Source organism: Alkalibacterium sp. f15, from assembly GCF_049389645.1.
GTDB lineage: Bacteria > Bacillota > Bacilli > Lactobacillales > Carnobacteriaceae_A > Alkalibacterium.
Window position 1 is genome coordinate 1,210,149 of record NZ_CP186540.1, and the last position, 20,858, is coordinate 1,231,006.

General features: G+C 37.2%; 22 protein-coding genes. 20 read left to right on the forward strand and 2 right to left on the reverse strand.

Going from position 1 to position 20,858, the window contains the following annotated elements; genetic code table 11:
* The first annotated feature begins 81 nt into the window (after positions 1–81).
* The 4 genes from ACO1PF_RS05875 to ACO1PF_RS05890 all read left to right on the forward strand — a co-directional run bounded on the left by ACO1PF_RS05875 (position 82) and on the right by ACO1PF_RS05890 (position 5,104).
* Positions 82–939, forward strand: a complete 858-nt coding sequence (locus ACO1PF_RS05875; RefSeq protein WP_423190390.1) for a DMT family transporter — start codon at positions 82–84, stop codon at positions 937–939.
* A 163-nt stretch (positions 940–1,102) separates the two neighbouring features.
* Entirely contained in the window at positions 1,103–3,343 is a 2,241-nt protein-coding gene (locus ACO1PF_RS05880) for a DUF4084 domain-containing protein (protein WP_423190391.1), read from the forward strand.
* 138 nt (positions 3,344–3,481) lie between these two features.
* Positions 3,482–4,663, forward strand: a complete 1,182-nt coding sequence (locus tag ACO1PF_RS05885; RefSeq protein WP_423190392.1) for a GNAT family N-acetyltransferase — start codon at positions 3,482–3,484, stop codon at positions 4,661–4,663.
* Between the two features lie 48 nt (positions 4,664–4,711).
* Positions 4,712–5,104 carry a VOC family protein gene (locus ACO1PF_RS05890; RefSeq protein WP_423190393.1) on the forward strand — a complete coding sequence of 131 codons (393 nt, stop codon included), beginning with the start codon at positions 4,712–4,714 and terminating at the stop codon, positions 5,102–5,104.
* Positions 5,105–5,165: 61 nt separating this feature from the next.
* Here the strand turns inward: ACO1PF_RS05890 and ACO1PF_RS05895 are convergent, their stop codons facing one another.
* On the reverse strand, positions 5,166–5,657 hold the full coding sequence (locus ACO1PF_RS05895) for a cupin domain-containing protein (protein ID WP_423190394.1): 492 nt from the start codon (positions 5,655–5,657) through the stop codon (positions 5,166–5,168).
* A 360-nt stretch (positions 5,658–6,017) separates the two neighbouring features.
* Here ACO1PF_RS05895 and ACO1PF_RS05900 point away from each other — a divergent pair, with 360 nt between their 5' ends.
* The 13 genes from ACO1PF_RS05900 (at position 6,018) to corA (ending at position 16,557) form a co-directional block, all read left to right on the forward strand.
* Positions 6,018–6,461 (forward strand): OsmC family protein, encoded by a 444-nt coding sequence (locus tag ACO1PF_RS05900; RefSeq protein WP_423190395.1) that lies wholly within the window; start codon positions 6,018–6,020, stop codon positions 6,459–6,461.
* Between the two features lie 411 nt (positions 6,462–6,872).
* Entirely contained in the window at positions 6,873–7,058 is a 186-nt protein-coding gene (locus ACO1PF_RS05905; protein WP_423190396.1) for a hypothetical protein, read from the forward strand.
* A gap of 81 nt (positions 7,059–7,139) precedes the next feature.
* Entirely contained in the window at positions 7,140–7,403 is a 264-nt protein-coding gene (locus ACO1PF_RS05910; RefSeq protein WP_423190397.1) for a hypothetical protein, read from the forward strand.
* A 267-nt stretch (positions 7,404–7,670) separates the two neighbouring features.
* A complete protein-coding gene (locus tag ACO1PF_RS05915) occupies positions 7,671–8,513 on the forward strand; it encodes a MurR/RpiR family transcriptional regulator (RefSeq protein WP_423190398.1) in 843 nt (280 codons plus the stop codon).
* Positions 8,510–9,442 (forward strand): N-acetylmuramic acid 6-phosphate etherase, encoded by a 933-nt coding sequence (murQ, locus tag ACO1PF_RS05920; protein ID WP_423190399.1) that lies wholly within the window; start codon positions 8,510–8,512, stop codon positions 9,440–9,442. The genes ACO1PF_RS05915 and murQ overlap by 4 nt, the downstream gene beginning before the upstream one ends.
* Positions 9,439–9,744: a PTS sugar transporter subunit IIB gene (locus tag ACO1PF_RS05925; RefSeq protein WP_423190400.1), complete on the forward strand. Its 306-nt coding sequence runs from the start codon at positions 9,439–9,441 to the stop codon at positions 9,742–9,744. The genes murQ and ACO1PF_RS05925 overlap by 4 nt, the downstream gene beginning before the upstream one ends.
* A gap of 25 nt (positions 9,745–9,769) precedes the next feature.
* Positions 9,770–11,131 (forward strand): PTS sugar transporter subunit IIC, encoded by a 1,362-nt coding sequence (locus ACO1PF_RS05930; protein WP_423190514.1) that lies wholly within the window; start codon positions 9,770–9,772, stop codon positions 11,129–11,131.
* 68 nt (positions 11,132–11,199) lie between these two features.
* On the forward strand, positions 11,200–11,508 hold the full coding sequence (locus tag ACO1PF_RS05935) for a PTS lactose/cellobiose transporter subunit IIA (RefSeq protein WP_423190401.1): 309 nt from the start codon (positions 11,200–11,202) through the stop codon (positions 11,506–11,508).
* Positions 11,509–11,521: 13 nt separating this feature from the next.
* On the forward strand, positions 11,522–11,806 hold the full coding sequence (locus ACO1PF_RS05940; protein ID WP_423190402.1) for a hypothetical protein: 285 nt from the start codon (positions 11,522–11,524) through the stop codon (positions 11,804–11,806).
* A gap of 27 nt (positions 11,807–11,833) precedes the next feature.
* Positions 11,834–13,873, forward strand: a complete 2,040-nt coding sequence (anmK, locus tag ACO1PF_RS05945) for an anhydro-N-acetylmuramic acid kinase AnmK (RefSeq protein ID WP_423190403.1) — start codon at positions 11,834–11,836, stop codon at positions 13,871–13,873.
* Positions 13,874–13,895: 22 nt separating this feature from the next.
* Positions 13,896–14,981 carry a DUF871 domain-containing protein gene (locus ACO1PF_RS05950; RefSeq protein ID WP_423190404.1) on the forward strand — a complete coding sequence of 362 codons (1,086 nt, stop codon included), beginning with the start codon at positions 13,896–13,898 and terminating at the stop codon, positions 14,979–14,981.
* Between the two features lie 127 nt (positions 14,982–15,108).
* Positions 15,109–15,366 (forward strand): phospho-sugar glycosidase domain-containing protein, encoded by a 258-nt coding sequence (locus tag ACO1PF_RS05955; RefSeq protein ID WP_423190405.1) that lies wholly within the window; start codon positions 15,109–15,111, stop codon positions 15,364–15,366.
* A 234-nt stretch (positions 15,367–15,600) separates the two neighbouring features.
* Positions 15,601–16,557, forward strand: coding sequence for a magnesium/cobalt transporter CorA (gene corA / locus ACO1PF_RS05960; RefSeq protein WP_423190406.1), 957 nt, complete (start codon positions 15,601–15,603; stop codon positions 16,555–16,557).
* A 136-nt stretch (positions 16,558–16,693) separates the two neighbouring features.
* On the opposite strand, the gene msrA is transcribed toward corA, so the two are convergent.
* Positions 16,694–17,344, reverse strand: coding sequence for a peptide-methionine (S)-S-oxide reductase MsrA (gene msrA, locus ACO1PF_RS05965; protein ID WP_423190407.1), 651 nt, complete (start codon positions 17,342–17,344; stop codon positions 16,694–16,696).
* A 556-nt stretch (positions 17,345–17,900) separates the two neighbouring features.
* Here msrA and ACO1PF_RS05970 point away from each other — a divergent pair.
* From ACO1PF_RS05970 to ACO1PF_RS05980, 3 genes are read left to right on the forward strand one after another with little or no spacing between them, the layout of a single operon-like run.
* Positions 17,901–18,815: an alpha/beta hydrolase gene (locus ACO1PF_RS05970; RefSeq protein WP_423190408.1), complete on the forward strand. Its 915-nt coding sequence runs from the start codon at positions 17,901–17,903 to the stop codon at positions 18,813–18,815.
* Between the two features lie 12 nt (positions 18,816–18,827).
* Positions 18,828–20,171 carry an alcohol acetyltransferase gene (locus ACO1PF_RS05975; protein ID WP_423190409.1) on the forward strand — a complete coding sequence of 448 codons (1,344 nt, stop codon included), beginning with the start codon at positions 18,828–18,830 and terminating at the stop codon, positions 20,169–20,171.
* 1 nt (position 20,172) lies between these two features.
* Complete coding sequence (locus ACO1PF_RS05980) at positions 20,173–20,841, forward strand: DUF6320 domain-containing protein (protein ID WP_423190410.1); 669 nt, start codon at positions 20,173–20,175, stop codon at positions 20,839–20,841.
* The last annotated feature ends 17 nt before the right edge of the window (positions 20,842–20,858 follow it).

Below are 20,858 nucleotides of genomic sequence, written 5' to 3' on the forward strand. Positions count from 1 at the left end.
TAAAAAGCTTTTGAAATTTTTATTATAAAATCTCTTTTATTGGATAAAGCCATTTATTTGGATTTATGGGGAGGTAACTGTATGGATTTTGTCGGAGCAGGGTTAGTTATTAGTGCTGCAATTTTATGGGGACTTTCCGGAGGCTTAGGCGGTTTTTTAATGGACAAAGGCTTGGATCCCTTAGTCATCTCCTTTTTTAGGGGAGCAGTGGGGTTTCTTTGTATTCTGATCTGGTTCGTGTTTAAACCGACCCGATGGGATAAGAAGATGCTGTTATGGTCTATCGTTGCAGGTCTGGGAGTAGCTGGAAATTTCATGCTATATTTCATCAGTATTTCAGAGGCAAGCGTTGCTGTAGCAGCAACACTGATGTACACTGCTCCAATTTTTGTTCTCTTTGTATCTTTCGTATTTCGCCTTGAAAAGCCGTCACTATATAAATGGCTGGCTATTGGTTTTGTTATAGTTGGAGTGGTATTATTGACAGAGATTTATAACATTAATTTTGACAGCATCACGATACTCGGACTTGTTACGGGCTTAGGTGCAGGATCATCGTATGCGTTGTTTCTTTTTGGATTTAAATACGCATCTCGATACGGAGAGCCGCAAGGGATTTTAATGATGGCCTTCCTAACCTTTACTCTGTTGATGTTATTTTTCATTGACCGGAATGAAGCTGTTTCGGTCTTTTACTCAACTGACTTGTTATGGATGATTCTATTAGGTGTTATTGGAGCAGGTCTGTCATTTTTCTTATATGTAGCCGGTCTGAAACGAATATCACCGACTTCGGCTTCCGTCATTGCAATGGTGGAACCAGTGACAGCCTCCCTTTTTGGAGTGATCGTTCTGAGTGAAATGCTTACACTGATTCAATTTTTAGGTATGGGGATCATCCTAGCGACGGTTACCCTCTTAAGTCTGAAGCAGAGTTGAAAAAGTACCATTGAGACGCGTTGGAAAGACAGTATAGGGTGTGAACCTAGTGCTGGTTGAGTAACTGATTTGTTTTAAAAAAAAACTGATAAGTAAAGACTCTCATTTATCTTGTGACATAATTTGGAAAACGAAAGGAATTGTTTAATTGAAGCGTGGACGATTGATTATATTTTTTATTACCCTCAATATCATTCTTTTTTACGGATGGAAACTACTGTTTGGAGAAGATTTATGGCTCGGAGCCATAGGTGTTAATGTTCTTCAAACAGCTAGTTTGATATTTTTTGTGACATACATACATAGAGCCTATAGGCGAACAACGAATAAACAAAGGAAATTTTGGTTGCTGTTAACTGTCGGAGGAATATTCTACTTAACAGCTAACATAATATGGTTCTTTTTTCTTGTAGGAAATAATATGCTGTACTCTGATATTGCAAGTTCCCTTTGGTTGCTTGCGTATGTGTTTTTCTTATCGGGACTTGTTTATTGGATAAGGTGGGCTAATCCCACTACCTTCAAAAAAGTTTATCTTTTTAATATCATTATATTCATGATAACAGTATCTTCTATTGTCATTCATTATCTGATCGAACCTATTTTAACCCTTTCAAACCATTCTTTATGGAATACTATGATTACCGTGGCCTATCCTATAATTGATATAAGTTTGACGTTTGTGCTAGTGATTATGTTTTATCTTATTCTAAAAAATAAAGAAAAGAGTGTCATGTTGCTAATTGTGACTGGATTTTCCCTACATGTCATAGCGGATTCTTATTCTGTCTATCTTGAGATTGCAGAAAATTATTCCCAAGGGACCTTCACTGATTTGTTGTGGATAGTTAGTATCTGGCTGATAGGCGCCGCCGGATTTTATGTAAAGGAAGATAGAGAAGAACCTATCTGGGAGATAGAAAAAACATTTAAAAAATTTGGAAACATCCTTCCTTATGCCAGCACGATCGTCCTCCTTTTTTTGGTCATTCAAAGCTATCAATGGCAATTAAACGTCTTAAGTATAGGTTTATCTGTCATTATTTTTATGATTATTATGCGACAATTATATATCGTAAAAGAAAACGATAAACTAATAGATGAATTCAAACACCTAGCTTACCACGACCCCTTAACCGGATTGAAAAATCGAATAAGCTTTGAGGAATATCTGGATTATGAGATGCAAAAGTGCAGAGATAGTAGTACAGCTTTATTATTGATCGATTTGGATCGCTTTAAAGTGATCAATGATACGCTGGGTCATCAAGCTGGAGACTTTATATTGATGAAAATTTCGAAATATTTGCAACAAATTCTAACAGCTGACACGCAAGTGTTTAGACTAGGTGGAGATGAATTTGCCATTGTATTGCCTGACGCAACAGAAGAAAAATGTATACAGCTTACAGAAACAGTGCTGGAAAAATTCCGGAAACCCTTCTCGATACATGGGCATGAAATTATAGTTACGGCAAGTATCGGAATAAGTTTGTTCCCACTACACGCTCGGACGTATGAAGAATTGTTCAAGTATGCGGATGCTGCCATGTATCTCGCAAAAGAAAACGGGAAGAACGGGTATAGATTTTATGATGATGACCTTAATCAGATCATGGCGCGAAGAATGAGAATAGAAAGTGACCTGAGAAAGGCACTTGAAGAAAAACAGTTTAAAGTTTACTATCAACCTAAACTAGAATTGAAATCAAAAAAGATTGTGGGTATGGAAGCCTTGTTGCGATGGAAACATCCGGAACTGGGTTGGATCTCTCCCGCTGAGTTTATCCCGATTGCCGAGGAAACAGGTCAGATTGTCTCGATCGGGGAATGGGTTTTAAATGAGGCGTGTAAACAGAATGTGAGCTGGCAGCAAAGAGGTTTGCCGTTAGTAAGCGTGTCTGTCAATGTGTCAGTGAGACAATTTCAACAAGGGAGATTTTTATCTGTCGTTGAAAAAGCTTTACGTGAATCTGGTCTGCAATCTCAGTTTCTGGAAATAGAAGTAACTGAGAGCATTATGCAAAATATAAATGATAGCATAAAAATCTTAACAAGCTTAAGAAAAAAAGGCGTTAAAATAGCCATTGATGATTTTGGAAAAGGCTATTCATCGCTACACATGATCCGGCAGTTACCTATCGACACGATAAAATTAGATAAATCGTTTATTGATGATATCGATGATGAAATGCAGCTGGCCATGGTTAAAACTATTATCCTTTTAGGCATTGATTTAAATTTAACTGTTGTCGCCGAAGGAATAGAAAGCGAGTATCAATTAAACAAGTTGATTGAAGGTCATTGTCATATCGGTCAAGGTTATCTTTTCTCAAAAGCAGTGAAAGCAGAAAAGATGGAAAAATTTTTAAAGGATAGTAGTGGTGTATATCTTCAAAAATGATTCAAGTTGACTAAAAAAAGAAGTAGGAATGCTATTTACAAAGGTTAGAGCAATGGAAATGTTTATCAAAGAAACATCAGTTAACCTTTTGCTGGTCCGAAATTTGTTTTGAAGACTTTAAAGAAAGAAGGTCAAAGCATGGAGTATATGATCACGCATTTACCGAAAGAGAACTGGAAGGGTACGATCATCCCGATACAATACAGTACGGATCAGTATTATGATGTAACTGTAGAGAAACGACAAACAGGGTATCGTATCGAAATAGAGAAAAAAGATTTTGAGGAAACAGTGACCCGCGCTGCAGATGAAGACGATTTTTCGGATAGATTATACGAAGATCACTGGGAAAATGCGTTTGCGTGGGGAGTCATCGTTGAAGGAGAATTGGTGGCTGCAATTGAAACAAATCCGGAATCCTGGTCCAATCGTCTGCGGATCACAGAGCTCTGGGTGGCAGATGACTACCAGAAGCAAGGTATAGGTCAGGCGTTGATCGATATTGCCAAAGAACAAGCGAGAGGTGAACGGCGACGAGCCATCATTCTGGAAACGCAGTCGTCCAATGTCAATGCAATCGAATTTTATCAGCACGAAGGATTTGGTTTGATTGGTCTGGATACCTGCAGCTATGGTAACGATGATCTACAAAGAAAAGAAGTGAGACTGGAATTTGGATGGTTTCCAGAAAAAAAACTGAAAGTAACGCGTGAAGAGATAGCTATCTGCATGGAAACAAAGGACGATCACCACGAAGTCGAGTTAATGGCTCAGCATGCTTTCTGGAACAAGTATCAACCAGGGTGCGAGGAACATTATCTTGTTCATGCTTTAAGACAGGATAAAGACTACCTCCCGGAGCTAAGTCGGGTAGCAGTAAAAGAGGGAGAAGTCATCGGGTGCATCATGTATTCAAAAGCACAGGTCATTGATGGAGATGTCTCACATGATGTGCTGACGTTCGGTCCTCTGTGTGTTGAACCGAAATGGCAGGGATGTGGGGTCGGTGAATTGTTATTGAACGAAACCATGAATCTGGCAAGCGAGGCAGGATACAAAGGAATTATCATTTTTGGAGAACCTGATTATTATCCGCGGTTAGGATTTGAAACGTGTGATAAATTTGGAATCACAACAGCAAGCGGTAAAAATTTCGAAGCATTTATGGGGATAGAATTAACAGAAAATAGCCTGCAAGATGTAAAAGGGAAATTTTACGCTTCACCTATTTTTGAAAACATTCCAGAAGATAAAGTGGAGGCATACAACCAAAAATTTCCTCCCTTACAAAAATTGAAGTTTCCCGGACAGTGGGAGTAGGATCGTGGATAGAAGTATATTAAATAAAATAAAAAAGGTGAGTGGAAAATGATTAAAGGAATTCATCATAAAGGGTTTCAAGTAACAGATATGGAAAAGACACTGCATTTTTACTGTGAAGTACTCGGTTTTAAACATGCCTTTGACCTGAAGGATTCAGATGGATACCCGTGGATCGAGTACGTCAAGATTGCGGAGGGGTCATTTGTAGAGTTCTTCTATGGAGGAACTGAAGAAGAGAAAAAACAATACGACCACATTTGTTTTGAAGTAGAGGGTATAGAAGCTTTAGCTGAAAAGTTAAGAGACAAAGGCATTAGCTTTGCTTCAGAACTATCTACAGGAAAAGATAGCAATAAGCAGTTCTGGATTAGGGACCCGGATGGCAATTGGCTGGAATTCATGGAACTCGATCCCGATTCACCGCAAATGAGAAGTTGATTTTTATGCGGCAAACGAAATTCAGATAGATGAACTAAAACAAACTGACTTACGACCCTGCCTATTCAGGTAAGGTATCGTAAGCCAGTTTATTTATTATCGGTTGATGTTGAGGATGGATTTCTAAAAGTTCATTTTTTGTAAACAATTGAAAGTCCGCAAAATCAAAACCGGGAACCACTGTACAACTCACCAGCGCATAACCAGCTTCTACGGTAGAACCAAAAATGGTGCCCGCTGGAACGGTATGGTGTAACTGATGCTTTTTGTGCGTCTCCAAGCTTAAGGTTGCTTCCTGATACGAACCTTCTGGGGTGAGAGAGTGGATGGTTAGTGGATGACCAGCATGATAAAACCATAATTCGTCAGATGTAAGTCTGTGAAAGTGAGAAGGATTAGCTGCTGTTAATAGGAAATAAATGTTTGTGTATAGAGGTAATGGTTTGCCGTCTTTTGTATACGTTTCATCAGACAAATCGGTTTGTCTGAAGTAGCCACCTTCTGGATGTGGTTCAAGCTGCAATTCTTTGATCCATTGTTCTGCTGATTTCAAATTCTTTTCTCCTCACTTAATAGCTTTACTAGCTCAATGATTTTATTATTAGTTTAGCATACAAGTGATATATTTAATCTACATGAATCAAATTTGAACAGTTCTTTGATGAAAGAATAGTTTTGAAAAAGTGAGGTCTGAAAAGAAGTAGAGAATGAATGAGTTAGGTTAAAAAATATAATGATTTGATGCTAGAGGCTATTCAAAAAAGCTGAAAGAACTCACTTAACTCTAAAAACAACCTGAAAATTAACGTATAAAAATTCACAAACTTCTAATCAACTTACTATTTATACTTATTTATTAATAGTAAAATTAATGATATAATGAGCAAAGAAAAAAAGAAAAGGAATGATTTCAATGATGAACAATAAAATGAAATTTACAGTGAATGCAAAAAGTGACGGTTTTGCTTTAACAGCTACAGCTGGTAAACATGAATTAGTCATGGATGAATCAGAGCGTTTTGGTGGAAAAGATTCCGGTCCCAATCCAATGCAGACTGCTCTCGCAGCATTAGTATCTTGTGAGAATGTCACAGCTAATATGGCCGCAAGAGAAATGGACTTTGATTTAAAATGCTTAACTATTAATGTGACAGGTAGCTTTGATCCTCGTGGGTTTATGGGTGATGCATCCGTTCAACCATATTTTGAAGAAGTGACCATCAATGTTAAAGTGGATACAACCGAATCTGATGAGCGTATTCAAGCAATCAAAGAGCAAGTAGAAGCGCGATGCCCAATTTATACGCTGTTTAAAGCTGCAGGCGTTAAAATGAACGATACCTGGGTAAAAGCGTAATTTTTCAAATATGAGCAAGCAGACATCTGAAGGATGTCTGCTTTTTTATAATTAAAATATCCAAAATCAAGCTGGAAATAGTGAAAAATAATAATAATTAATTATCCATCTTTTATGTTAGATAGACAAACAATTCGAAAAAAAGGACTGGATAAACCTCTGATTGTAGTTGACAAACAGACATAGGATTGAGATAATAGCTCCAATTGAATATTGGTATCTTTAAATCAGTCCCGAGAGGCTGACAAGGACTACGGATGAGGAAAATGGGCTACGAGTGTATCTTCTACACGTGTATTTATTTTTCGAACGCTTCTTGTCATACCGGCAGGAAGCTTTTTTTATGCAAATTTTTCTGTGTAAAAGCCTGCTTGGTATGGGTACTAATAAGCAACCAAACAAGGAGGGAAAATGGGGTTTCACAAGATTGAAAAGGTCTGCTTGTTGGAAAGTGAATTGGGTATAGAAAGTAAATTAGTGAGTACTTTCTTCTTGGAACCCCCTGCTTCGTTTGGACACAGACTTGACAACGGGGGAACCAAAATGGGACGTTATTCAAAGGTGTTGATACGTGGACTGAACGAAGAAAGACACTGACTAAAGAGGGTCGTAAAGATGGGAGCGATAAACGCTTTACAGTGTTAAATTGCACAGGGAATAGAAGCGATTCGGACGCACGTGGATATCTGTGATTCATCGCTTACTGTTCTGAAAGCCTTGCTGGAAGTAAAAGAAGAAATGAAGGACTTTGTTGACATTCAATTAGTCGCTTTTCCTCAGGAAGGCTTCCTTTCATATTCTGATGGGACGGAATTCGTGGAGGAAGCCTTGAAACTGGTAGCGGATGTAGTCGGGGGTATTCCTCACTATGAATTTACGCGTGAAGACGGCGTGGAGTCGATGGAAATTGCTTTTGATCTAAAAAAACAGCCATCATTTTGATGATAGCTGCTTTTTTTTTGCTTTATAAGCTTTCAAAAAAATTAGATGAAAATATATAAAAAGTGAAAAATATAGTTTATGTAGTATTAAATTATAATGATATAATCAATAAAAGTTTGGAAAAAAAACTATAGATGGAATTGTTTCATAAATATAAGCGTATTAATGAAATAATAATCAATATGTGGTACTTTGTTTCATAAAGTAAGCGTTTCATTGACACTATGTTTTATACTGTTAATATATTAGTGAAGAGGGAGATAGATTATGGCCATAGCTACAATAAAATTGAAAGAATACAAAAAAGATGCTAGCCCGACTGAAATGTCTATCATCGATTATATATTGAAGAATACTGAAGAAACGAGTCGAATGACGATTTACAACTTAGCTGAGAAGACGTTCTCATCCCCTTCCACTATCATTCGTCTTTGCAAAAAGAATGGGTATATGGGTTACAAAGATTTTGTGAAAGATTTAATTTATGAACAAGCGGTTCGATCTAACTACAGAGACAAACATATTGCGGAATTGACACGCACCGATGAGATTGAAGAAATCATTAATAAAGTGACGCATAAAAACATTTTATCACTCGAAGAAACTGAGAAACTAATTGACACAGAAGTAATCAAAACCTGTGTCAATAAGTTGTTTGAGTGTGAGAAATTGACGATTTTTGGCATAGGCGCTTCGCTTATTGTGGCAAAAGATGCTCAGCTCAAATTTACACGTATTAACAAAATGTCTTACGTCAGCGAAGACTGGCACACGCAACTCCTTATGGCTAAGAATATGAGTGAGCGCGATGTAGCTTTAGTTATATCTTATTCCGGTCAAACAGAGGAGATAATAACCTGTGCGGAAGTTGCAAAAGAGAATGGGGCAACAATCATTTCAATCACTAAAACAGATGAGTCACCAATCAACCGATTAGCTGATTATGCAATCTATGTATCAGCTAATGAATTTAGTTTTAGAAGTGGGGCAATGTCATCTCGTATGGCCCAACTAAATATCATTGATATTCTATACACGTGTTACATCAACAAAATGTATGAAGAATCCCTAGAAATTCTTGAAAAAACTCAAATAAAAAAGGAGGGATGATATTGTTAGATTTGCGAAGCATAGAAACAGAGAAACAGAATCCTCATACGATGAATCTTGATCAAATGAGTATAAAAGAGGCACTGACGGTCATGAACAATGAAGACAAGAAAGTTACTGAAGCAATTGAGGAGGTGATTCCTGAAATTGAAAGTGCCATCCATATTATCGTTAACCAGTTGAGAAAAGGAGGCAGATTGATATACACGGGCGCCGGTACAAGTGGACGTTTAGGTGTTTTAGATGCAGCTGAGTGTCCACCAACATTTGGTACACCTAAAGAAAAAGTTGTGGGATTAATTGCTGGGGGCCAAAAAGCTTTTACTGAAGCAATCGAAGGTTCAGAAGATAACCAAGAGATGGGTAAAGAGGATTTAATTGATCTTGGTTTGAATGCAAATGATGTTGTTGTCGGCTTGGCAGCCAGTGGAAGAACACCTTATGTGATAGGTGCACTTACTTATGCAAATGAAATTAAAGTTCCAACTGTTGCTATTTCTTGTAATAAAAATAGCGAAATCGGTCAAGTAGCGAATATAGCTATTGAGGCCGTATCAGGTCCTGAAGTGTTAACAGGTTCAACCCGCCTAAAAGCTGGATCAACACAGAAAATGATCCTAAATATGTTGTCTACTGTATCAATGGTGGGCATTGGGAAAGTATATAAAAACTTAATGGTCGATGTTCAACCAACCAATGAGAAATTGATCACTCGTGCTGAGAATATTGTCATGAGGGCAACAGATGTTGATAGAGATACGGCAATAAATAAGTTAGCAGAAAGTGACGGTAAAGTCAAAGTTGCCATTATTATGATTTTATTAGATATCGATAAAGAGGCTGCCGTCAAAAAATTGGAAGAGTCTGAAGGACATATAAGGATAGCAGTGGATCAATATTATGAAAATCATAAGGAGGAAACGAAATGAAAGTTTTAATGGTATGTTCTGGTGGAATGTCTAGCTCTATTATAGTCAAGGCATTAAAAAAAGAAGCTGAAAAACAGGGTATGGATATGGATATTAAAGCAGTTGGAACAGGGGAATTTGCTGAAGAAGTTAAAAATGATTATAATTATGTACTTGTAGCCCCTCAGGTTAAACATAGATTTAAGGAATACAAAGAGGCATCTGATGAAGCTAATGTACCTTGTGAATTAATTCCGCCTAGAGGATATACTCCGATTGGCGCACCCGGTTTAATGAAACAAATTAAAGCAGGAGCTAAATAAAAAACGGAAGGATTGGATAAGTATGATGGAGAAATTTTTAATGTGGTTAGAAGAAAAATTTATGCCTCCAATGGCAAGACTTGCAGAACAAAGACATTTGAAAGCGGTACGTGACGGAGTTATATCTACATTACCATTAATTATAGTGGGATCATTCTTTATTATTATAGCTCAACCACCGGTTGAATTTTTACAGGAATTAGTAAACCCTTATATAGGTGAGATCTTGATTCCATTCAGAGTTACTGTTGGTATGTTAAGTGTATATGCCGCATACGGAATGGGATACAGTCTAGCCAGGTCCTATAAACTTGATGGTTTATCTGGAGGGGTCTTATCATTAGTAACATTCCTGATGATGAATATTCCATTAAATGTAGATGGTTTTATTACAGAAGCAACCGAAGCAGGAATTGTAGGAGCAGAACCGATAGGTTGGGTTTTACCTATGGCGAATTTAGGTGGAGCAGGAATGTTTACAGCTATTCTTTCAATGATAGTTGCTGTTGAGATTTTAAGATTTATGCAAGAAAGAAACTTTACTATAACAATGCCAGAACAAGTTCCAGATTCAGTTGCACGTTCCTTTGAAGCTTTATTCCCTGCAGCTGTGGTTATCACACTTGCTTGGATTATTCGAGTTTTACTTGGATTTGATATCAACGAGTTATTAATGACTATATTCTCACCATTAATTGAAATTTCAGGGAATAATTATTTTGGAGTCATGTTACCAGTATTGCTTGTTACAATATTATGGGCAGCCGGTATTCATGGTATGTCAGTAATTGGATCTGTTATGCGACCTGCTTGGTTGGTTATGTTAGATGCTAACATTGAAGCTGTCGCAGATGGTGGAAGTATGGCCTTTGGAGAAGGCGGGCTTCCTTATATCGCACCAGAACCATTTTATCAGTGGTTTGTATGGGTAGGAGGAGCAGGTGCAACATTAGCTCTAGCGATTTTATTCGTAATGTCTAAATCGGTATATCTTAAACAGGTAGGTAAATTCAGTATTATTCCGGGACTATTTAACATTAATGAACCAATGATTTTTGGGGCACCAATTGTTATGAATCCAATCTTAGCAATCCCATTTATTATAGCTCCAGTTGTGACTACTTCAATCTCATATTTTGCAGTAAACCTTGGGTTAGTTAGCGGATTTACAATTATGGCCCCGTGGACTCTTCCAGCTCCAATAGGTGCTTGGATGGCAACGGGTGGAAGTATTGCTGCAGTTATACTAGTCTTACTCAATATTCTGGTTGCAATGGCAATTTACTATCCGTTCTTTAAAGTTTATGAAAAGAAAATGATTGAAGAAGAAAATGCAGAATCAACAGATAATCAAGAAGTAATTGATGGCGAAACAGTAAATGCATAAAAAACAAGAGGTTGAAATTTTTCAACCTCTTATTTTTTTAAAAACTTATATTTAGGAGATGTTTTGAAATGGATATGGAACAGCTGATTTTTGAAATAATTGCTAGTGCAGGAGAATCTCGTGATTTAACATATCAAGCACTAGATAATATTAATGATGGAAAAATTGATGAAGCTTATAAGTTGATTGAAGAAGCGGAAAAAACAATGAACACTGCTCATAACGTACAAACTAAATTGATTCAAAGTGAGATACAAGGTGAAAAAATTGATGGTGGTTTATTAATGATTCATGCACAGGATCACATGATGACAGCAATAGCAGAACATCAAATGGTCAAACGAATGTTACCTATTTTTGAAAAGTTATTGAAGTAAAGGAGTAATAATTATGGAATACATTTTATTTACTGTCTCATTATTAATAGTTTTTTTAAGTGGGATTTGGGTAGTGAAAAAATTCAGAACTAAATATCAACCGAATAGATGGTTTGCAGGTTTTCTTGGGCCGTTCGTATTAATTGTTCCTTTGGTAGCTTTTCCAAATCTACCTAATTTAATTTGGGTAATATTAATTGTAGTATTTATCTGGACAAACATTTATTTTTTCGAAACATCTAAAGAAATGCTAGAGAGCGGAAAAATAAAAACTGGATTTGGCCGAAAATCTTCGTAATTGAGAGCTTAAGTGAGGAAGATCTAAATGAATTATTATATAGGGGTAGATGCGGGAGGAACAAAAACCTCCGCATCTTCATATGATGATAAAGAAAATAGTTTAAGCGAAGTAAAAAATGGTCCTGGGAATATTAGTGTTAATCAGACTGATGCTTTGAATAATATATACAAGAGTATCGATGATATTTTAAAGATTGAAAAGGAACATAATCTTAAAGGTATCGCTATGGGTATAGCAGGTCTACCTAATGATAAAAAGGAAGAATTTATTTCATTGTTTAATAAGAAATACAATGTTCCTATTATAATAGAATCTGATTACATGATGGCATTTAAAAGCACATTCAAAAAAAATAATGGTATCTTAGTCATTGCAGGAACTGGTGTAGTAATGTTTGGTTCATATGATGAGCAAACGGTTAAACTTGGTGGATGGGGTCATTTGCTAGGGGATGAAGGTAGCGGCTATGATATTGTCATACGAACAATTAAGCATGCTATCGATTTATTTGAAGAAAAAAATACACAAGCAGAAGTAATTACTGAATTAATAACGGCTATTGGTTGCGACGATTTTGAGGGATTGAAGAGGTACATCTATGCAAATGAAAAAAGCGAGATTGCGAAATTTGCTCCTCTAATAGTTGAAAAAGCAAAAAAGGGTGACCCGTTTGTAGTATCAATAATCAATGAGGTAGTTGACATACTCTATAGTAAAATTAAATTGATATCCAAAAAATTAGGTCTTGAAAAGATGACAGAATTCTCTGCTATGGGTGGCGTCTTAAGCCCCGACTCATTTGTGTTAGAGTTACTATTACTAAAAATCAACTCAGATCATAGTTATCTGAAGTATATCCCTTCCGGCAATCCTTCAGCAGCAGCTGTAGCGATGATTAATAACAGTATTAAAGAGAAAAGTCGGTATGCTGTAGGGTTAATGTCAGGAACGTCTTTAGACGGAATAGACACTGTATTATGCAGAGTTTATGGTTATGATTTGAAAACTATTATTGATGTCGTTGATTTTGAGACATATGACTATGAAAAAGAAAGTTTAAATAAAATAGAAAAAATAGTGAGTGGAGTTAAAGTATTATTATCTGATATTTCTGAATTAAATGTAGCATTGGGTTATGAGTATGCAAAGGCAGTAAAAAACATTTGCGAAAAAAATAATGTTGATACTGGTAATTTATACTTTATAGCGTCCCATGGCCAAACTGTTTTTCACGAGGCAACAGGCAATAAAAACATTAGGCGATCTACTATGCAGCTTGGAGAACCCTCAATTATTGCATATGAAACAGGAGCAAAAGTCATATCAAACTTTAGGGCAAAGGATATGGCGGCATTTGGAGAAGGTGCTCCATTAGTGCCTAAGAGTGAGCTTATCTTGTATCAAGATGGGTATGACAAAATTTTGTTGAATATAGGTGGAATAAGTAATATGACTTATTTGCCTAACGATGGCAATCAAAATAATATGAGTGGTTTCGACACTGGACCAGGTAATATGATGATCAACGAAGCAGTCAATTATTTCTATAACAAAGATTATGATAATCAAGGCAAGATAGCAAGTGAAGGGAAGCTAGTTAAACCTTTACTTGATGAATTGATGAGTCATTGGTTCATAAGTAAAAAACCACCTAAATCTACAGGTAGAGATGAATTTGGAAAAGAATATACACTGTCACTTATAAAAAAATATAGTGAAGAAAAACCTGAAGATATCATAAAGACAATGACTGTATTTACGGCATCGTCTATTGCTAAACACGTGAAAGAAATCATTCAATCAAACAAAAATGTTGACCGCTTAATTGTTGGTGGCGGAGGAACATACAACTTAACCTTACTTAAATGTATTAAACAAAATCTATCTGATACAAAAATTGAAGTTTTAACGCAAGATGAAATAGGGTATTCATCAGATGCAAAAGAAGCTATTGCATTCGTAGTTCTAGGCAACCAGACAATTCATCAGAGACCAGGCAATATCCCTAATGTGACAGGTGCTCACAAAGAAGTGATTCTGGGGTCTATAACATATCCAAATTAATTTTTAAAGGAGATTATATTTTATGAAAAGATTAGGTATATCCATTTATCCGGAACACACAAGCTATGAAGAAAATATTCGCTATATGGATCTCGCAAGCAAGTATGGCTTCAAGCGCATTTTTACTTGTTTGTTGTCAGTTAAAAAAAGTAAAGAAGAGATAATCAAAGAATTTAAAGACATAATCGAATATGGTAACAAATTAGGAATGGAAACTATCTTAGATGTCAGTCCTAGAGTGTTTGATGAACTAAACATATCCTACAAAGACTTGTCCTTTTTTAATGAGACAGGTGCTGCAGGTATTCGTTTAGACATGAGTTATTCTGGCAATGAAGAATCGTTAATGACCTTTAACCCGCATGATTTGAAAATTGAAGTAAACATGAGTACAGGAGCTAGATATATTGATAATGTAATGCAGTACAAACCAAATATGGAGAATATCATTGGTTGCCATAACTTTTATCCACACAGATATTCTGGACTCTCACTTGAGCATTTCATGAAAACATCGAAACAATTCAAAAGTCTTGGGTTAAAAACAGCTGCTTTTGTAAATTCGGAGAGTGCTGAAATCGGTCCCTGGCCAGTAGATGAAGGGTTATGTACACTAGAGGCCCACCGCGAGCTACCGATTGATGTCCAGGCAAAACATTTATTTGCTACAGAATTAATAGATGATGTTATAATTGCTAACGCTTTTGCATCTGAAGAAGAATTGAAAAGACTTGCAGAAGTGAACCCTGAACTACTAAGAATGAAAGTACAACTAAATAAAGATATACCCGACTTAGAAAGAAAAATTGCACTCGAAGAATTCCATTTTAATCGCGGGGATGTTTCCCCTTATCTTATTCGTTCAACTCAAAGCAGAGTGAAGTATAAAGGGCATGAGTTTAAAGTCTTTAATCCAAAAGATATCAAACGTGGTGATATCTTGGTTGATAGCAGTTTATATGCTCATTATGCCGGAGAACTCCAAATAGCCTTAAAAGACATGGAAAATTCAGGGAAAACCAATGTCATAGGACGAATAGATGAAGAGGAACTCTTCTTATTAGATATGATGCAGCCTTGGCAAAAATTTGAATTGTACGAAAAATAAATATCAACTAGAAAGATAGAGATGAAAAGCCTCATTAGAATTAACCATCGGAGTTCATGCTAGTTAAAGTCTCGAAATCGTCAAAAGACTATTACATGTATAACTTTTAACCTATTTAAAAGATGAGTTGGTTCGCCTTCAGGAGTCTAGAGAGCCTGCTCAAGCCGGTAAACATATCGAACCGCGTAATATACTAGAGCGACTTAAAGGATCTGCCACAATGGATAATGAGCGCTATAAACGCTGCTCGGGTGAGATGCAGGTGACTAAATCAGGTTATCCTGAAGATGAACGGGTAGAAGTTATTGGAAGAATCTTAGAAAAGTATCACTTGCTTTTGAAAAACGGTGCACAGTTTATGTTTGCTCCTGAAACAAATGAATGAAATAGAGGATAGTAAAAACGGTGTTCCTTCATTGGAGCGCTGTTTTTTTATACGGGGACATCTCAGTAATTGTATGGTCAAGTAAATCGATTTCTACCCAAATCAATCAACAAACGACTATGTGAAAATTGACAGAAAAGACTCGAAACGAACGGTTTAATTTGAATGTTAGAATAGTCGCCTGTATTATCGTATAATGAAGTATCAATTGAATTTACAAAGGATGTTTTAGTCATGATCAATGTAATAGGCGTACTCCCGGATGACACGATGGAAACAGGTGTGCGAGTGGACGAGGAGAACTTAAAGAAATATAAATGGTATTGGGTAGATTTCAGCAACCCAACGGCAGATGAATTTCGTCTTTTGGATTACGTTTTTCATTTTCATCCACTAGCTATTGAAGACTGCGGGATACTGCTTCAGCGACCCAAACTGGATTATTATGAGGGATACGATTTCTATATCACTCAAACAGTCAAAAGGGAGGGTGTAGAAGTGATAAAAGAAGAACTGGATTTCTTTGTCGGAAAGAATTTTATCGTAACCTTTCACTTTGAAACTTCTAAAGAAGTGGATCAAGTTTGGAGCCGAATCACAACTCAAGCCGCTGCAGAAGAATGGGACCCATATTATGTCTTTTATCAAACATTGGACAAACTGGTTGATACTTGCTTTCCACTTATATATCACATTGAAAATAAATTGGATGTGATTGAAGACAACCGGGAGAAACGATCGATGGACGAACTGATGGATGAACTTTTTGACGTGCGGCATATGCTGTTGCATATCCGTCAGACAGTCAATCCGATGAGGGATCTGCTTTACCGGATGCTGAATTCTCAGCACTTAACGGAAGTAAAGAACAGACGGGAATATTTTTCCGATATTTATGATCATTTACTTAAGGTATCGGAACTGGTCAGTTCAAACAGGGAATTTACAACGGATATTCGTGATAATTATCTTTCCATGACGTCTCATCAGTCCAATGAAGTCATGAAAATTTTGACTATCATCACGTCTATCTTCATACCACTGACATTGATCTCCGGCATTTACGGAATGAACTTTGTCAATATGCCCGAACTGGAATGGAAATATGCCTACTATATTGTACTGGGAGTCATGCTCATAATCGGTCTTTCACTTTTTTACTGGTTCAGGAAAAAAGGATGGTTCAATTAGGCAGTAATAAATATTAATGCAGATACGGATCAGGATATGCTCCCAATAAAGAAGCGTAGAAATAATAAAATTTCTACGCTTCTTTATTGGGAGCTTTTTTGAAAAAAATTGATAGACAGCTAAAGGAAAATGAGGCTTACCAGCGTATTTTTTGAAGCATGTTCTGGAGAACGTTCTCTTCTTCGTCAGTGAGCTGCCAATCAGAAATCTCATCTTTGATATCATTTAAACGTCCGTTTTCCCGGACAAATCCGTTTAAACGGGCTGCTATGGTGGAATCTGTGAAATGCTGATGGTCGGAAAATAAAGGAAGGATAGATTCCATGGCTTTAGGGAATCGCTTAAGGAAATATTTTTGATGTCGATTTTCCGCTGGGTAAAACGGCCGGTCATATTGGATTTCTGTGCCGATAGTTTTTCCATGTCGCTTCTCCCACTCGATTTTTATCAGCTCAACCGTTTCCCGCTGATTAGTGGAATGCACGATCAACAGCGAAAGATACTGTCGTCCTTTAAAACTGCGGTCCTTTACCGCATCATGACTGTCCCAGTAAATCTGTAGAATATCTTCATAAGAAAGAAGAGAAGAATCGAAATCGATCTGGATAGCTTCGGTGTGATCTCCGATGTTTCTATAAGTGGGTTCAGCCGTAGTTCCTCCCGTGAAACCGGTGCGGGTATGTATCACACCGGGATATTGTCCGAATTGGCTCTCTGGTCCCCAGAAACAGCCCATACCAAATGTGGCTGTTTCCATAGTTTTTGCTCGACGATTAAGATTCAACATGGTCTCTAACTCCTTTTTATAGCATCTCATTATCTGACAGACTACCCTTCTCTTCTGACAAATAGGTTTACTCTTATTTTACATAACAAAATTCAGGAAGTTCTTACGCTTAATTTTAACACGTTCGCTTTTCCAATCAATTTTAAGACTTACCATTAAAATCTATTAAGAATATAGGTAGTCATTTTTGGTATACTTCATATAAATAGATTGAATATTTAAGGAGTAAGATATATAGAATATATTAAATGCGTTATCCTTAATAATGGATTCTTTTGTGCGGAGCATATGCACCGATCGTCACGTCATCCCGCTTTGATCTTTAGTTTAACCGTACTGACAAATATGCTGGACGGTCTGCTCTTCTTGGTTTTCATGACTCAGAATAGTTAACTGGTCAGCGTATCTGTCATCCTATTTGTTTCTTTACATCTTATCTTCAAGAAAAAAACTTTTTATTTTGTTTGGAAAAACAGGTAAAATAAGCAACTATAAATAAACGTAACCCTCTAACCGAGTTTTACGTATAAAATGAGTATCATGATAATGAGGGAAAATGATGAATCCAGTATTTAAATTTCTATTACGATTAGCGTCTTCACCACGCATCGACATGCAGGAAGACTATCAGTGGGTCAGAAAAGTGCAGAAGCTCTTATCAAGTGCGCCGACTGCACGCTTTCGATCGCTTGATGACAAGATTTATTCGGCAAACAGCAATCATGAAATTCCGGTTCGTATTTTTTATCCCAAGAAAAAGATGCATCCTGAACCTGTCTTATTTATCCATGGCGGGGGTTGGGTAATTGGAGACATCGACACGTACACACGTGCCTGTATCAATATCGCGGATTATCTGGGTCGTGTTGTTTATTCAGTCGATTACCGTTTAGCGCCTGAGTACCCTTATCCAGCAGGGTTGAATGACGTTTACCAAGTAGCAGAAATCTTACTCACACCATTAGAAGAGGAAGAAGAAGAAGATTGGATCATTATGGGCGACTCCGCTGGTGGGAACTTAGCTGCCATTGTCTCTTTGTTGCTAAGGGATCGCAAAAAATGGATGCCTAAAAAACAGGTGTTGATCTACCCTGTCACTTACTGGGATCATAGTGAAAATTCTCCTTTTAAATCCATCAAGACCAACGGGTATAATTACGGGATGACCATCAAAAAAATTCAAAGCTTCATGGAATTGTATGCGCCTGATTTATCTACACGGAAAAGTCCGTTGATCTCGCCTTTGATGTCCGAAGATTTGAGTAATCAGCCAGAAACATTAGTCATTACGGCCGAGTATGATCCACTGCGTGACGAAGGTGAAGCGTACGGGAAAGCATTAGAGGAAGCCGGTAACAAGGTCAAGGTGCACCGTGTTTTAAATAGTGTCCATGGGTTCATCAATTATCCAGCTTTCACTGAACCGATGGAAGAAGCGCTAAAGGAAATTCAGACGTTTTTAAATGATTAAGGAGGAGCAGCTGTGGAGAAGAAAAGATGGGTAAAATTAGATAACGCCTCTAATATTTTTCTGGCTGCACGTAGCGAAACAGATACGAAAGTATTCCGTTTATCTGCAGAAATGACAGAAGTCATTGATCCGGTTCTATTACAATCAGCTTTACAGGAGACTTATAAAACTTATCCGCTTTTTCATAATGTTTTGAGACGGGGGATTTTTTGGTATTACCTGGAAGAACGTGTAGGAACGCCTAAAGTACAACCGGAAACGAGTCCGCCGTGTTCTCCGATCTATCATTATGATAAACGTGAATTTCTTTTTCGAGTGCTCTATTATAAAGACCGTATTCATCTGGAAGTCTTTCATGCCTTAACTGACGGAACGGGTGCTTTATGGTTCTTTGAAGACTTATTGACAGAATACGTGAGGTTGCGTCAAGCGAAAGTGTTGGAATCTATAGACAAGCCAGAGCAGAGAGAGAAAGCTGATTTGGAAGACAGTTTCAAACGGTATTTCAGTAAAAAGAAAAAGTATGCAACCATTGAGGCAAGTACAGATCCGCTGAAAAAGTATCAGGAAAAAGAATTGGCAGATGATAATAAGCCTTTAGAACAAACACCCAAAACGATGTCTGTTTATCATGTTAAGGGTGAAAAAACAGCGGATCATCGCCAGCGTGTCATTGAAATGAGTCTGCCATTAAAAGAGATGCTCACTTTAGCACGTAACAAAAAGGTTTCTTTAACAATTTATGTGACCGCCCTGTATATGCTGGCTGTTTATCTTGCGAAAGAAGACAAGTCGAAAGATGTGACGATCACCACGTCGATACCCATTAATCTGAGACAGTTCTTTCCGTCAGTTTCCGTACGGAACTTTTTCAGCACCACCATTGTTTCGTATACATTTAAGCCTGACAAAGATAATTATTTAGATGAGCTTTATGCAACTTTAGCGCAACAGTTTAAATCACGACTGCAAAAAGAGGCGTTGGAAAAGAGATTGAAACGATTCATTTCATTCGAGTTTAATCCTCTGACACGGATTGCTTTTCGACCGATCAAAGATGGTGTTTTAAAGCTCGTCAATTATATTATCAACAAAAAAACAACGGTGGCGATGTCTAATCTCGGTCGGGTAAAGTTGCCTGAAGGGATGGAAAACTACGTTAAGCAAACCTTTTTTTACACAGCGGCGATTCGTCCTCAATTTTGTTTGATGAGTTACCAAGAGACACTCACGATCAGTTTTACGAGTCCTTTTGTAGAAACAGATATACACCGTGAATTTGTACGATTGCTTAGTGAAAGAGAAATCCCTGTCATAATGGATGTCAACCGAGTGTCCCGAGAGGAGATGGAATAAGATGAAGCATTGCCCAAAATGTCGAGCTGATGTAAAAGGGGACTGGGAAAAATGTCCGCTCTGTCAGACTTCATTAAAAAAAAGTGACAGCGAGATAATCGAAGAGTCCGATTTTCCGGAAATCCCTTTGCAGTTCAACCGTAAAAAAATAAAACAGCATCTTAGTTTGAGTTCATTCTTAATGATTCTTCTCTATTTTGTTGCGCACTTTATCTGGCGCTTTCAATTTTTCAATTTAGAGTATGTCTTGTTTGGCATAATGATCATGTGGGTAATGATGCATGTCATTGTTCGAAAACGACGAAACATAGTCAAGGGAATAGTGTATATATTGGTTCTGTTTTCGCTATTAAGTTTATACTTTGATTATATTAACGGATGGTTGGGGTGGTCACTCACATTTGTTATTCCTATCTTATGTATATCGGCTTTGCTGGCTATGTTTATCTCCATCCAGGTTGTCAATTTAAAAGCGGAAGATTATGTTTTATATCTGCAGCTAGCCGCTATACTGGGATTGATCCCGGCTGTGTTTTTACTAATGAACTGGGTGGTTGTTGCATTACCAAGTTTATTGTCTGTAGTTTTCAGTCTTGTGATGTCCATTGCCGTCTTTTACCGCCACCGTCAAGCTGTCATCAGCGAACTAGAAAAACGTATGCATGTGTGAACAGACTAGCATGCAAC

Excerpts from the sequence above, each read along its gene's own strand:
- ACO1PF_RS05875 (WP_423190390.1), top strand. The coding sequence starts at position 82 with ATGGATTTTGTCGGAGCAGGGTTAGTTATTAGTGCTGCAATTTTATGG.
- ACO1PF_RS05885 (WP_423190392.1), top strand. The coding sequence starts at position 3,482 with ATGGAGTATATGATCACGCATTTACCGAAAGAGAACTGGAAGGGTACG.
- ACO1PF_RS05890 (WP_423190393.1), top strand. The coding sequence starts at position 4,712 with ATGATTAAAGGAATTCATCATAAAGGGTTTCAAGTAACAGATATGGAA.
- ACO1PF_RS05900 (WP_423190395.1), top strand. The coding sequence starts at position 6,018 with ATGATGAACAATAAAATGAAATTTACAGTGAATGCAAAAAGTGACGGT.
- ACO1PF_RS05905 (WP_423190396.1), top strand. The coding sequence starts at position 6,873 with ATGGGGTTTCACAAGATTGAAAAGGTCTGCTTGTTGGAAAGTGAATTG.
- ACO1PF_RS05915 (WP_423190398.1), top strand. The coding sequence starts at position 7,671 with ATGGCCATAGCTACAATAAAATTGAAAGAATACAAAAAAGATGCTAGC.
- murQ (WP_423190399.1), top strand. The coding sequence starts at position 8,510 with ATGATATTGTTAGATTTGCGAAGCATAGAAACAGAGAAACAGAATCCT.
- ACO1PF_RS05925 (WP_423190400.1), top strand. The coding sequence starts at position 9,439 with ATGAAAGTTTTAATGGTATGTTCTGGTGGAATGTCTAGCTCTATTATA.
- ACO1PF_RS05930 (WP_423190514.1), top strand. The coding sequence starts at position 9,770 with ATGGAGAAATTTTTAATGTGGTTAGAAGAAAAATTTATGCCTCCAATG.
- ACO1PF_RS05935 (WP_423190401.1), top strand. The coding sequence starts at position 11,200 with ATGGATATGGAACAGCTGATTTTTGAAATAATTGCTAGTGCAGGAGAA.
- ACO1PF_RS05940 (WP_423190402.1), top strand. The coding sequence starts at position 11,522 with ATGGAATACATTTTATTTACTGTCTCATTATTAATAGTTTTTTTAAGT.
- anmK (WP_423190403.1), top strand. The coding sequence starts at position 11,834 with ATGAATTATTATATAGGGGTAGATGCGGGAGGAACAAAAACCTCCGCA.
- ACO1PF_RS05950 (WP_423190404.1), top strand. The coding sequence starts at position 13,896 with ATGAAAAGATTAGGTATATCCATTTATCCGGAACACACAAGCTATGAA.
- corA (WP_423190406.1), top strand. The coding sequence starts at position 15,601 with ATGATCAATGTAATAGGCGTACTCCCGGATGACACGATGGAAACAGGT.
- msrA (WP_423190407.1), bottom strand. The coding sequence starts at position 17,344 with ATGTTGAATCTTAATCGTCGAGCAAAAACTATGGAAACAGCCACATTT.
- ACO1PF_RS05970 (WP_423190408.1), top strand. The coding sequence starts at position 17,901 with ATGATGAATCCAGTATTTAAATTTCTATTACGATTAGCGTCTTCACCA.
- ACO1PF_RS05980 (WP_423190410.1), top strand. The coding sequence starts at position 20,173 with ATGAAGCATTGCCCAAAATGTCGAGCTGATGTAAAAGGGGACTGGGAA.